Below are 12,344 nucleotides of genomic sequence, written 5' to 3'. Positions count from 1 at the left end.
GGACCACCCGGGAAACATCGGCTGCGCGTTGATCCGTTACCGACCGGCCTCTGCCGCGTTGTCAGGGCATGCGGGCCTCGTGCTCCGCAGAAACCCCCCTTTCTCACAAGGAGTTCTGATGTCGCGTATGACGAAGGTTGCCGCTGTGATGGCGGGCACCGGTGCCCTGATCGCCGGCGGCGCCGGGATGGCCACCGCCGACGCCGGTGCGCAGGGTGCGGCCATCGGGTCCCCCGGTGTCCTCTCCGGCAACGTCCTCCAGGTCCCGGTCCACGTGCCGGTCAACGTCTGCGGTAACACGATCAATGTGATCGGTCTGCTCAACCCGGCCTTCGGCAACACCTGCGTCAACGCTGACGGCGGCCACGACGACAAGGGTGACTACGGCTACGGCCGCTGATCACCCCGTAACACCGCGACGGCCGGCTCCCTCCTTCCCGGAGGGGCCGGCCGTCGTGCTGTGCGCGTTCAGGCGTAGCGGTAGACCTTGCTGTGGTCGAGGAGGGCCCGAGGGGTGACGTTCCACGGCGGCATCGGGTCGTCGAGGCCGAAGACGTAGTCACGGTCCCGGCCGGGCGAGGCGGGTTTGCGGCCCGGCAGGTAGGCGGACTTGGGGTGGGCCTTGCGCCAGCGGTCCCAGAGCAGGTCGATGAACGAGTGGTGGAGCCAGAAGACCGGGTCCTCCGGTGAGGCGGCCCCGGCCATCGGGCCGCCGACCCACTGGTGGACCCGGTTGTGGTTGGCGACGTTGCGCACCCGGTGGATGCCCCAGCCCTCGATGCGGTTGCGGAACCCTTCGGTGCTGATGCTGTTCCACGGCGCGGTGTCGTAGACCGGGTCCTTGAGCGCCCGGGCCACGTCGTCGGCGGTGGGGAGGGAGACCGGGTTGTTGCCGGGCCTGCCGAAGTTGCGGGTGAGCCAGTCCTGGTCGGTGATCCCGGCGCCGACCCTCCAGTTGCCCGCGTCGTAGGCGAACGGGCCGGTGGTGACGCGCCGGTCACCGGGCCGGCCGTTCCCGCCGAGGAAGTCCTCCGCCCAGAGCGAGGAGGTGGGCGAGCGGTCCTTCGTCCAGTCCCAGTACGGGACGCTCACACCGGCGTCGACGGCCTGGAGGGCCCGCTCGAACTCCAGCAGATAGCGGCGGTGCCACGGGAAGAACGAGGAGGTCATATGGGCCGGGCGCGGCCGGTTCTCGGTGTCCATGACGTAGTACTCGCGGTGCATGACGACGAAGTCGTCGTAGCGGCCCGAGCGCTTGAGCTTCAGGATCGCGTCGACGAGGCGCCGCTTCTCGGTACGCGTAAGGTCGCGCTGGTTCTTGCGGGTGTACACCGGTTCCGGTCCTCCTGGTTGCTGTGCGGTACGGCGGTCACGTGCAGCGCGACGCTCACCTGTGGTGCGGGGCGCGCAGCGCGAGGCGGGCGGTGCCGAGCTCGTCCACGGCGGCGCGGGCCGTCTCGCGGAGCGTGGGGAACGACTCGTAGTGCGTGACATCGCTCAGATAGGTGCCGTCCGCGCGCCGCATGACGTGCAGCGGCCGGCCGTCGATGCGGATCTCGGTGACCGGCTCGCCCTCGCCGGTCCCGCCCGCCTCACCGGCCGGCATCAGGACGGTCACCGACCCGCGGATCTCCCGGCCCCGGTACATCTCGGCGAACTCCTCCACACTGCCCGGCCCCTGCACGGGTGCTGAGGCGGTGCCGGGCTCGGGGTCGCGCAGCGGCAGGAGGACTGCGGCGGTGCCGGTGGCCACGGCCGCGGTGAAGGCGGTACGCAGGACGATCCGGCGCGACGTACCGCGTCCTTTACGCGGTGCGCCGCCCGGATCCGTGGTTCGGGTCATGGGTCACTGCCTCTCTCATCGACTCGTCCCGGCGGACGTTGCTCGCGATGGTGGCAACGAGGCGCCGCCGAATCGGTTCTCTTCGGCGCTGCGTCGCCCGCGTTCCGTCAAACGCGTGACCGTGCGCGGCCATCCGCGCCGGGCGCCCGCGTCGCGCGGTGCGCGGCGCGCACCGGACCGGACGATGGCCGGGCGAACTCGTGGAGGTGGATGGACATGACCGTTCCGAATCAGGTGTCCGGTGGCCGTGCGGCGGGCTTCGACCTCGCCGACCCGGCCTTCTGGCAGTTGCCGCGCCCGGAGAGGCTCGGCGCCTTCGCCCGGCTGCGTGAGCTGGAGACCCCCGTGCTCTTCACGCCCCGGCCGGGCACCGCCCGTACCTCCGGCAAACCGTTCTACGCGCTGGTGCGGCACGCGGACGTGCTGACCGCGAGCCGCACGCCGAAGGTCTTCGCGAGCGCTCCGGGAGTGACCACGCCGGAGCCGGCCGGCTGGGCGAAGGCGCTGTTCGGGAACTCGATGGTCAACATGGACGGGCCCGAGCACGCGGCGCTGCGCCGGATCGTCTCGCGGCGGTTCACACCACGGCTGCTGGCCGCCACCGAGGAGAACATCGGCCGGCTGGCCCGGCGGCTGGTGGACGAGATGATCGCCGAGCGGCCGGGCGACTTCATGCCGTCGGCGGCCTCGCGGCTGCCGCTGGAGGTCATCTGCGACCTGATGGGCATCCCGGTGGAGCACCGGCCGCGGATCGCGGCCCAGATCGACCACGCGTCGGAGCACGTCGGCGTCGAGCGCCGGGGCCGGGCCAGGCTCCGGATCCCCGGTCGGGGGCTCGCCTCGCTGGCGGTGATGCGGCTCGTCATGGCGCGCCTGGCGCACGAGCGCCGCCGCCACCCGCAGGACGACCTCGTCTCGGCCCTGGTGCGCGCCGACATCGACGGCGGGGCGCTGTCCTCGCGGGATCTCGGCGCCTTCTTCTCTCTGCTGCTGGTGGCCGGGGTGGAGACCACGCGGAACGCGATCGCGCACGGACTGTCCCTGCTGGACCGGCATCCGGAGCAGCGGGAGCTGCTGCGGTCGGATTTCGACCGGTACATCGGCGGCGCCGTCGAGGAAATCGTCCGCCATTCGACGCCGATCATCCAGTTCCGCAGGACCGTCGTCGCGGAATTCGAGCTCGGCGGCCGGACCTTTGTCCCCGGCGAGAAAGTCGCACTGCTCTACGCGTCCGCCAACCGCGATGAATCGGTTTTCACCCGTCCGGATCTCTTCGACATCACCCGGTCGCCGAATCCGCACCTCGGTTACGGCGGTGGCGGCCCGCACCACTGCCTCGGCGCCCACCTGGCCCGGCTGGAAATGACGGCCCTGTTCCGGGAACTGCTCACCCGACGGACCGTCATCCGGCAGACGGGCGATCCGAAGCTGGTCGATTCGAATTTCGACAACCGCGTCGGCTCGCTGCCGTTCACCTTCGCACCCGACGTCACCTGAACGGCTCGTTCGCAACGCCGAATACGATTAAATGGACCGCTCTGATCGCGTGCGGTGCAGGATGATGAAACTCTCTCCCCAACGGGCCGAATCGGCCGGAATTCATTGCAGCCAGGAGGAGTCATGCCGGCCAAGCGCCGACTCATCACCACGTGCATCGCCGCGGCTGTTCTCAGTCTCCTGGCAGGCGGCGGCATCGCGGGCCAGTTGCCGCCCGGCACCGATTCCGTGGACAGCGCCGCCCCCGGACCGCAGGCCGGCCGGGACGGCGGCTCCACCGCGCACGGCGCCTATCTGGACTACGGTCCCGACGGCGTACGCAGGATGGCGGACCTGTCCCGCTGGCTCGGCGGCGCGGAGCTGCGGGTGGGCCACACCTACCTGCCGGGTGACCTGTGGGTGAACATCGAGGGCACGCCCGACTTCCTGGACGCCTGGGCCGACTGGCGCAAGGCGGAGAAGGACCGGATGTTCGTCCTCAACGTGCCCATGCTGGAGCGGAACGAGGAGCGCGTCCCCGACGCCCAGGTCCGCCGGCTGCTGCGGTCGGGTGCGGCGGGCGACTACGACCAGCACTTCACCCGGCTCGCGGAGCGCCTGGTCTCGCTCGGTGTGCCGGACTCGGTGATCGTGCTCGGCTGGGAGATGAACGGCACCACGTACACCCACCGCTGCGGTCCCGATCCCGCGTCCTGGAAGACGTACTGGCAGCGGATCGTGACGGCGATGCGGGCCGTGCCGGGCCAGGAGTTCCGTTTCGACTTCACACCCAGCCGTGGGCTGGACGCGGTGCCCTGGACCGAGTGCTATCCGGGTGACGACGTCGTCGACATCATCGGCATGGACTCCTACGACCAGCCGCCGGGCGAGTCGTTCGACGACCAGATCAACGATCCGTACGGGCTCCAGAAGCACGTCGACTTCGCGGCGGAGCGCGGGAAGCCGATCTCGTTCCCGGAGTGGGGGCTCTTCCGCAACGGCGACAATCCGGAGTACATGCGGCGGATGCTCGACTGGATCGACCGGCACCAGCCCCTGTACCAGACGATCACGGACTACTGCCCGCACGGCGTGTGGCAGTGCAAGAGCAATCCGCGCTCCTCGCAGGTGTTCCGGACGAAGCTCGCCGAGATGGCCGCCCCGGTGAAGCCCGCCCCGAGCGCGCCTCCCACCTCGCCGCCGAGCCCGACACCGACGCCGCCGTCTCCGACTCCGACGCCGGACGTTCCGCCGGCCGTACAGCCCTCACCCACCCCGTCGGGGCAGCCGACGCCCAGCGCTCCCGAGCCGCCGGCCGACCGCAGGTGGTGCGTCACCGTGCCGTTCGGCGACTGGCTGGGTCAGTGGATGAGGGAGCGCAGGATCTGCTTCCGCTACTGACCGGAGGTACGGAAACGGCTCCGGCCCTCCCTCGGAGAGCCGGAGCCGTCCACCCACACGGGTCCAGCGCGGGGGCAGGTGGGCAAGCAACCGCTTGTCACTCCCCCAACGGGGGCACGGCCTGCCGCGTCACGCCGCCGAACGGGCGAAAAGGCGTGCGGCGGCACCGGCCGGGAGGCGGGCCGCTGCGTAGTCCGGGGTGACGCGCGACCATGGAAACCTAGAGATGGTGGTGAGGTGCATGGCATCCGCCGGCGAGGACCCCCCGGCTGGGCCCGGCCCGCTGCCTTCCGCGGATCCGCGCGGCCCCGTGCGGCTGAGCGACGACGCGGTGGCGGTGGTCGCCGGGGACGGCACGGTCATCGGCTGGACCCGTGGTGCGGAGGCGCTGCTCGGGTACCCGGCCGCCGACATCGTCGGCCGCTCCGCAGCCCTGCTGCTGGCCGGTGCCCCGGATCCCCGCCGTGCGGCCGCGATCGCCGCCCGCGGCCGTGGCGGATCCGGCTGGAGCGGGCTGATCACGCTGCGGGACAGGACCGAGCGGCAGATCGACGTCGACGTGCGCGTCTCCGCCTCGTTCCTGGTCGCCGGGCGCGAGAGCTTCCTGCTCTCCGGACGCGAGCGCAGCCCGCAGTGGACGGTGGAGGGGTCGGTGCTGGAGCGGTTCCTGACCCGGTCGCCGGTCGGCATGGCGGTGATGGACCCGGAGCTGCGCTACATCTGGCTCAACGACACCCTGGAGCGGTTCGGCGGAGTACCGCGGGAGCAGCGCCTGGGACGCCGGCCGGCGGATGTGCTGCCCGGGCTGCTCGCCGCGCCCATCGAGCGGCTGATGCGGCAGGTCCTGGCGACCGGTGTACCGGTCACCGACTACGAGTACCTCGGCTGGAGCTGGTCCGACCCGAACCGCAGGCGGGCCTATTCGAGCTCGTTCTTCCCGCTGGTGGACGGCCGGGAGAACCGGATCGGCATCGGTTACATGGTCCAGGACGTGACCGACCGGTGGAACGCGCGCCGGCTGCTGGCGCTGGTGAACCAGGCGGGTGCCAGCATCGGCTCCACCTTGGACGTGCAGCGCACCGCTCAGGAGCTGGCAGATTTCGCGGTGCCCCGGTTCGCCGACTTCGTCTTCGTGGACCTGCTGGAGACACCGCTGGGCCGGGAGCGGCCGGGCGCGCCGCTGATCGGTGCGGAGCTGCGGGGCGGCAGGCCGCCGATGCGCCGGATGGGGATGAGTTCGGTGCGCGAGGGATGTCCGGAGGCGGTCGTACGGATCGGGGAGAGCGTCGACTTCGTACCGCCGCCGCACGATGTGCACTTCCTTCTCGACGGTGACCCGGTCCTCCTGCCGCTGCTCGATCCGGACAGCCACGGGTGGGCCGTGGAACAGCCGGAGCGGGGCGCCCGGATCAGTGACTTCGGGCTGCACTCGCTGATCTCCGTACCGATGCGGGCGCGGGACACCGTCCTCGGGCTCACCACGTTCATGCGGTCGCAGAACCCGGTCCCGTTCGACGAGGACGATGTGGCGCCGGCCCGCGAGCTGGTGGCGCGGGCCGCGGTGTGCGTGGACAACGCCCGCCGCTACACCCGGGAGCACACGGCAGCGCTGGTGCTCCAGGAGAGCCTGCTGCCGCACACCCTGCGCGGCGGGACGGCGCTGGACGTGGCCTCCTCCTACCTGCCGGCGGACGCGAAGGACGGGGTCGGCGGCGACTGGTTCGATGTGATCCCGCTGTCCGGCGCCCGGGTCGGCCTGGTCATCGGGGATGTGGTGGGCCACGGGATCAGCGCGGCGGCGACGATGGGCCGGCTGCGGACCGCCGTGCAGACGCTGGCCGACATGGACCTCGCACCGGACGAGCTGCTGGCCCGGCTGGACGATCTCGTCATGCGGCTGAGCGAGGAGGAGCCGGCGGGCGGGGAGGCCGAGCGAGGCGGGACGACGGTGCTGGGCGCCACCTGCCTGTACGCCGTCTACGATCCGGCGAGCCGGCGCTGCACGATGGCGCGGGCCGGCCATCCGCCGCCGGTGGTCGTCACGCCGGAGGTCAGCTTCCCCGACCTGCCCTCCGGCCCGCCGCTGGGCCTCGGCGGGCTCCCCTTCGAGTCGCTGGAGGTCGAGCTGCCCGAAGGAAGTCTGCTCGCTCTCTACACCGACGGCCTCATCGAGGGCGCCGACAAGGACCGGGAGCAGGGCATGGTCCGGCTGGGCCGGGCGGTCTCGCGGGACGGGCTGCCGCTGGACGAGCTGTGCGCGGCGGTGGTCAAGGAGCTGCTGCCCGTCCCGCAACCGGACGACATCGCCCTCCTCCTCGCCCGCACCCACGCGCTGCGCCCGGACCGGCTGGCCTCGTGGGACGTACCGCTGGACCCGGCGGCCGTCGGCGCCACCCGGAACAACGTGGCCCGCCAGCTGGAGGCGTGGGGTCTGGAAGAGCTGACGATGACGACCGAACTGATCGTCAGCGAGCTGGTGACCAACGCGATCCGGTACGCCTCCGGTCCCGTACGGCTCCGGCTGCTGCTCCAGTCCGTGCTGACCTGCGAGGTCTCCGACGCCAGCAGCACCACGCCGCGCCTGCGGCACGCCCGGACGACGGACGAAGGCGGGCGCGGCCTCTTCCTCGTCGCACAGCTCGCCCGGCGTTGGGGCACCCGGTACACGGACTCGGGGAAGATCATCTGGGCGGAGCAGAATCTGCCGTCACCTCTGTCTCCCGGTCCGCTTCCTCCCGGCTGAGCAGCCGGGTCAGCGCGCCGCCCGACCGGATCAGCTCGTCCCAGGTGCCCTCCTCCACGATGCGTCCCGCGTCGAGGACGGCGATGCGGTCGGCCCGGCGGACGGTGGCGGGCCGGTGGGCGATGATCAGCGTCGTACGGGAACGGGCCCGGGCGTCCGCCGCGAGCGCCCGCGCCACCTCCGCGTCGCCCTGATGGTCGAGGTGGGCCGTCGTCTCGTCCAGGACGAGGACCCGGGGCCGGCCGAGGAGCCCTCGGGCCAAGGCGACCCTGGCGCGCTGGCCGCCGGAGAGCGTGGCGCCACGTTCACCGACCGGGGTGTCCAGGCCGTGCGGCAGGGCATCGACGACGGAGGCGAGGCCGCAGGTCCGGACGGTGGCGGCCAGCTCCTCGTCGGTGGCGTCGGGAGCGGCTAGGCGGAGGTTCTCGGCGAGGGTGCCGTGGAAGAGCGGGGCCTCCTGGCCGACCACACAGACGGCTGTCCGCAGGTCGTGTTCGGCGAGGTCCCGCAGATCGACGGGATGGGCGGCGTCCGCCGGCACCAGCTCCACCGTGCCCTCGCGTGGGTCCCAGTACCGGGCCAGGAGGTGGGCCACGCTGCTCTTTCCGGCACCTGAGGCGCCCACGAGGGCCACCGTCCCGCCCACTCGTACGGTCAGATCGAGGCCGTCCAGGACGGGCCCGGCGCCGTAGCCGAACCGTACGCCGCGCAGCCGCAGACCCAGTGGTCCGGGCGGCACGGGCACGGGGGTGGCGGGAGCCGGGGCTCCGGCGGGGGCGTGCACCGCCGCGCGGACCCGGGCGGCGGCGGCGCGCAGGCTGCCCGCCCGGCCCAGTGCGGCCGCCGATTCGGCCACCGGGGCCAGGGCGCCGAGGGCGAGGGCCATGGCCGCCGGGGCCCAGGCACCGTCGAGCCGCCCGCCGCCCGCCGCGTGCGCGGCAGCGGCGACGACGCCGATGACGGCGGCGACGACGAGCAGATCGCGGGCCGCGCCGGCGCCCGTCTCCCAGGACTGCTCGGCGCGCTGGGCGCGGGCGAGGCGCCGGCCGCCGGAGCGCAGCCGCGCCCGTGTGCGGTCCAACGCGCCCGCCATCAGCAGCTCGTGGAGGCCGTCCACGGTCTCCACGCTCTCCGCGGAGAGGTCGGCGAGCGCGGCCCGCGTCCGCGCCCCGCGCTCGGCCCGGCCGCGCGCCTCCACCAGCGGCGACCACAGGAGCAGCAAAGCGGCAGGCACGACGGCGAGGAGCAGCCACGGGCCGAGGAGGCCGAGCAGGGTGGCGGCCACCGCGAAGACGACGCCGGAGGCGAGGAGTTGGGCGATGGCGTGCGCGTAGAAGAACTCCAGCGCCTCCACATCGCCGAGCGCGGTCGCGGCGAGGTCACCGCTGCGGCGGCCGGCGATCCGCGCGGGCGCGGAGCGGGCGAGCCCGTCGAAGACCCGTACGCGCAGCTCGGCCAGGACGCGGTAGGCGAGGTCGTGCGAGAGGTCCATCTCCCGCCAGGTGGCCAGCGCCCGGAGCAGGACGAGCCCGATGAGGACGGCCACGGTGACGGACGAGGGAGCCCGCTGCTCGGTGACCGCCGTACCCACGGTGTGGGCGGCGAGCGTGACCAGGGCGACGAGGGCCGCCTGGTCGACGAGGGCGGCGAGACAGGTGCGCAGGACGGTGGCGCGGTGGGCGCCGAGGACGGGGAGGAGGGAGCGGAGGGCGCCGGTGTCGTGGGCCGGGGCGTTCCCGGGAGTGGCGGGCGGGGTCATGCGGCGTGTTCCTCCTGGACGACGTGCTCCTCCTGGGCGGTGTGTTCCTCCTGGGCGGTGCGGCCGGCCGCGACGAGCGAGGCGTAGACGCCGCCGCCCGCCAGCAGTCCGCTGTGGACGCCGGACGCCTCGACCCGGCCGCCGTCGAGGACGACGATGTGGTCGGCGTGGCGTACGGCGTCGAGCCGGTGGGCGACGACGAGGCAGGTACGGCCCCGGCTCACCGCCGGCAGTTCCCGTACGATCTGCGCCTCGCCGCGCTCGTCCACCGCGCTGGTGGCCTCGTCCAGGATCAGGACCGGTGCGTCGGCGAGCAGGGCACGCGCGAGGGCCAGTCGTTGGCGCTGGCCGCCGGAGAGCGTGGCGCCGCGTTCGCCGACGAGGGTCTCGTACCCCTGCGGAAAGGCGGTGATCTCCTGGTGGATGCCGGCTGCGCGTGCGGCGGCGTGCAGCTGTGCGTCGGTGGCGGCAGGGCGGGCGAGGCGCAGGTTCTCGGCGATCGTGGCGTGGAAGAGGTACGTCTCCTGCGAGACGACGGCGATGCCGCGCCGCAGCGAGGTGAGGCTGTACGCGGCGGTCTCCGTACCGGCGATGGTGACGCGGCCGCCGTCCGGGTCGCGCTGGCGTAGCAACAGGCTGAGCAGGGTCGACTTACCGGCGCCGGAGGGTCCGACGATCGCGGTGGTGCGTCCGGCGGGCGCGGTGAAGGTGACGCCGTCCAGGGCGGGGCGCTCGCTCGACGGGTGGGTGAACCGGACGTCCACGAAACGGATTTCGGGAGCAGTGGCCCACCGCGCGTTCACCGTGCCCCGGTCCGCGACGGCGGGTTCGGTGGTGCGCAGGGCGGCGATCCCGTCGGCGGCGGAGACCCCGAGGTAGCCGGCGTGCCATTCGCGGGAGAGGTCGCGGATCGGGCGGAAGCACTCGGAGGCGAGCATGAGCAGGAGGTACGTCCCGGTGGTGGCGGTGCGTCCGGTCGCCGCCGAGGAGCACGCCACGAGAACCGCGGCCGCGGTACCGCCCTGCACGGCGAGGTCGGTGAGGCCGGTGTCGACCAGCGAGACCCGCAGTTTGGCGACGGTCGCCCGGTGGAGCGCCGCCGACCGCTTCTCCAGCCTCTCCCGTACGCGGCCCACCGCACCGGCCGCGCGCAGCGTGGCCATGCCTTGCAGGGCCTCCAGGTAGTCGGCGGCGAGGGCCTCGTAGGAGTCCCAGTGCTCCTTGCCGCGCCGGGCGAGCAGCCGGTCCCACCAGCGCGGCCCGAAGAGCGCGAGCAGCAGGGCGAGGCCCAGGCCGAGGGCGGCGTACGGCTCGATGAGCGTGACGGCGACGAGGAGCAGAGGAGGTACGGCGGCGGTGACGAGCGCCTGAGGGAGGTAGCGGGAGACGTACGCGTCCACGCCCTCGACGCCGTCCACGAGCGTGGCGCGTACGGCACCGGCCCGCGCGCCGGTGGTGGCGGGTGGCCCGAGTTCGCCGAGGCGGGACAGGAGGGTGTCACGGAGCCGGATCCGGACGGCGGCGCCCGCAGTGACGGCGGTCAGGCGTTGCGCGCGGCCGAGCGCGGCGCGGATCAGGACGACGGCGAGCACGGAGAGAAGGAGCGGGATCAGGCCGGCCGTGTCTCCGTGGGCGATCCGGGAGAGGACGACGGCGAGCAGGACGGCCTGGGCGAGGTGGGTGAGGGTGACTGCGGCGAGCAGTGCGGTCGCGCCGCCCAGGGGGCGGCGGGCCGTGCGGGCGGCGCGCAGGAGTTCGGGGTGGAGCATCATGGGCGTTCTTCCTTGCCCGATTGGGGCGGTGGGGCGGTGAGTGTGGGATCGGCGGGTCCGGCGAGGGCCAGGCCGTGGAGGATCCAGTCCTGTCCAGGCGCGTCGCCGAGCGCGGCACCGAGGTCGGCCTGCTGCCAGGAGCCGATGGGGCGCGAGCGGAGGCCGAGCGCGGTGGCGAGGGCCTGGCCGACACCGGCGGCGTAACCGGCGGCGAGGTGGCTGCCGCGGATCAGCGCCGGTGAGGCGTCGGCGGGACAGCCGTGGGCGACCAGCACCGCTCCGACTGAGCCGATCCACTGCTGGCCCGCCGCCCAGCGGGCGAAGGTGGGGCGCGCGTCGCCGGAGGCGAGCGGGCCGGTCGTCGTGAGGAGCCCCGGAGTCTCGCCGCCGACCGCTGCGGCCCAGGCGGGACCGTCCGGCCGGGCGTCCGCAGCGGTGGTGAGGACGTGGGCGAGCAGGTCCGAAGCGGGTGGCCGGGTCAGGTCGGAAGGGTCCGCGCTTCTTCGCGTACGGAGGGTGTCGTCGGTCACTGGAGCGGGGCCGTGGGCAGGGTGCCAGGTGGAGCCTGAGTCTGCTGCCAGGCACTCCAACAGGTATCGGGCAGCGGCCAGTTCGGCTGGTGGAGTGGTCTCCGCGCCCGGCTGCGGGACCGGGCTGACGGCGCCAGGCAGGTCGGCCCACGCGGCCAGCGGACCACGGCAGCGCGAAGGCCCCTCCTCCGCAGGCAACCACACGGCTCCGAGAGGGAGTTCGGGTTCCGATCCGGGCCAACGGCCCTGCCACTCCGCCGCGCGCGGCAGCCCCGCCGCCGCAGCCAGCTCACCACCGTCCGCGTCGAGCGAGACCCGTACATCGACCGGGTCCGCCGCGAGCACCAAGGCGGCCGCAGCGTGGCCCGCGTCCAGCAGGAGCAGCGGCCAGGCGCGGTGTCCGTAGTGCGCGACGGTACGGGCGGCGGCCACGGTGAGGACCACGACGGCTCCCGGAGGCGCGTCGGACGGGGCCCGGCCGCGCGGGTGGGCGCGGTGGGCGCGCGCGTCGTACGCGTACCGTCCGGGCGGCAGCGAGCAGCCGGGGCCGACGAGGAGGTGCGCCCGTACGGGATGGAGCGCGCCGGCCGAGGGCGCGGGCCGCAGTCGGCCGCCTGTATTCCGAAGCGCGGCAAGCGACAGCCGCAGAGTCCGGTCCAGATCCACCACTCCCCCGGGCCCGTCCAGCGACAGCGCCGGGCCGCTCCACGGGAAGGCACGCTCCGGCACGTACGGAACCGTGCGCGGCGCGCGCGGCGATCTGGCGTCGGCCAAGGCACGGCGCAGCAGGCCGACGGACACCGGAGGAGCCTGGATCATG

Annotated in this window: 9 protein-coding genes; 4 read left to right on the top strand and 5 right to left on the bottom strand. The window is 73.4% G+C overall.

Going from position 1 to position 12,344, the window contains the following annotated elements; all coding sequences use genetic code 11:
* The first annotated feature begins 118 nt into the window (after positions 1-118).
* Positions 119-400, top strand: a complete 282-nt coding sequence (locus tag ABZ267_RS11160) for a chaplin (RefSeq protein WP_356753239.1) — start codon at positions 119-121, stop codon at positions 398-400.
* Positions 401-468: 68 nt separating this feature from the next.
* Here the strand turns inward: ABZ267_RS11160 and ABZ267_RS11155 are convergent, their stop codons facing one another.
* Both ABZ267_RS11155 and ABZ267_RS11150 read right to left on the bottom strand, forming a co-directional pair.
* A complete protein-coding gene (locus tag ABZ267_RS11155; RefSeq protein WP_356753237.1) occupies positions 469-1,332 on the bottom strand; it encodes a tyrosinase family protein in 864 nt (287 codons plus the stop codon).
* 55 nt (positions 1,333-1,387) lie between these two features.
* A complete protein-coding gene (locus ABZ267_RS11150; RefSeq protein ID WP_356753235.1) occupies positions 1,388-1,843 on the bottom strand; it encodes a tyrosinase family oxidase copper chaperone in 456 nt (151 codons plus the stop codon).
* A 216-nt stretch (positions 1,844-2,059) separates the two neighbouring features.
* Here ABZ267_RS11150 and ABZ267_RS11145 point away from each other — a divergent pair, with 216 nt between their 5' ends.
* The 3 genes from ABZ267_RS11145 to ABZ267_RS11135 all read left to right on the top strand — a co-directional run bounded on the left by ABZ267_RS11145 (position 2,060) and on the right by ABZ267_RS11135 (position 7,463).
* A complete protein-coding gene (locus tag ABZ267_RS11145; protein WP_356753233.1) occupies positions 2,060-3,340 on the top strand; it encodes a cytochrome P450 in 1,281 nt (426 codons plus the stop codon).
* Positions 3,341-3,463: 123 nt separating this feature from the next.
* Positions 3,464-4,720: a glycosyl hydrolase gene (locus ABZ267_RS11140; protein ID WP_356753231.1), complete on the top strand. Its 1,257-nt coding sequence runs from the start codon at positions 3,464-3,466 to the stop codon at positions 4,718-4,720.
* A 241-nt stretch (positions 4,721-4,961) separates the two neighbouring features.
* The gene (locus tag ABZ267_RS11135; RefSeq protein ID WP_356753229.1) at positions 4,962-7,463 is read left to right on the top strand and encodes a SpoIIE family protein phosphatase; all 2,502 of its coding nucleotides are present in this window, start codon (positions 4,962-4,964) and stop codon (positions 7,461-7,463) included.
* On the opposite strand, the gene ABZ267_RS11130 is transcribed toward ABZ267_RS11135, so the two are convergent.
* Genes ABZ267_RS11130 through ABZ267_RS11120 form a run of 3 tightly spaced genes read right to left on the bottom strand, consistent with a single transcriptional unit; the run spans position 7,402 to position 12,343 of the window.
* The gene (locus ABZ267_RS11130) at positions 7,402-9,222 is read right to left on the bottom strand and encodes an ABC transporter ATP-binding protein (protein ID WP_356753227.1); all 1,821 of its coding nucleotides are present in this window, start codon (positions 9,220-9,222) and stop codon (positions 7,402-7,404) included. The two genes, ABZ267_RS11135 and ABZ267_RS11130, sit on opposite strands and share 62 nt — an antisense overlap.
* Complete coding sequence (locus tag ABZ267_RS11125; protein ID WP_356753225.1) at positions 9,219-10,994, bottom strand: ABC transporter ATP-binding protein; 1,776 nt, start codon at positions 10,992-10,994, stop codon at positions 9,219-9,221. Before ABZ267_RS11125 ends, ABZ267_RS11130 begins: the two co-directional genes overlap by 4 nt.
* Positions 10,991-12,343: a nitroreductase gene (locus tag ABZ267_RS11120; protein WP_356753223.1), complete on the bottom strand. Its 1,353-nt coding sequence runs from the start codon at positions 12,341-12,343 to the stop codon at positions 10,991-10,993. The genes ABZ267_RS11125 and ABZ267_RS11120 overlap by 4 nt, the downstream gene beginning before the upstream one ends.
* Between the last annotated feature and the right edge of the window lies 1 nt (position 12,344).

It is taken from the genome of Streptomyces sp. NPDC006174, from assembly GCF_040614075.1.
Lineage (GTDB): Bacteria > Actinomycetota > Actinomycetes > Streptomycetales > Streptomycetaceae > Streptomyces.
Note: the sequence above shows the minus strand (reverse complement) of the source record. Positions and strands in the feature narration are given on the sequence as shown.

What these genes read in the sequence shown, in the direction of transcription:
- ABZ267_RS11160 (WP_356753239.1), top strand. Translation starts at nt 119, where the DNA reads ATGTCGCGTATGACGAAGGTTGCCGCTGTGATGGCGGGCACCGGTGCC.
- ABZ267_RS11150 (WP_356753235.1), bottom strand. Translation starts at nt 1,843, where the DNA reads ATGACCCGAACCACGGATCCGGGCGGCGCACCGCGTAAAGGACGCGGT.
- ABZ267_RS11145 (WP_356753233.1), top strand. Translation starts at nt 2,060, where the DNA reads ATGACCGTTCCGAATCAGGTGTCCGGTGGCCGTGCGGCGGGCTTCGAC.
- ABZ267_RS11140 (WP_356753231.1), top strand. Translation starts at nt 3,464, where the DNA reads ATGCCGGCCAAGCGCCGACTCATCACCACGTGCATCGCCGCGGCTGTT.
- ABZ267_RS11135 (WP_356753229.1), top strand. Translation starts at nt 4,962, where the DNA reads ATGGCATCCGCCGGCGAGGACCCCCCGGCTGGGCCCGGCCCGCTGCCT.
- ABZ267_RS11130 (WP_356753227.1), bottom strand. Translation starts at nt 9,222, where the DNA reads ATGACCCCGCCCGCCACTCCCGGGAACGCCCCGGCCCACGACACCGGC.
- ABZ267_RS11125 (WP_356753225.1), bottom strand. Translation starts at nt 10,994, where the DNA reads ATGATGCTCCACCCCGAACTCCTGCGCGCCGCCCGCACGGCCCGCCGC.
- ABZ267_RS11120 (WP_356753223.1), bottom strand. Translation starts at nt 12,343, where the DNA reads ATGATCCAGGCTCCTCCGGTGTCCGTCGGCCTGCTGCGCCGTGCCTTG.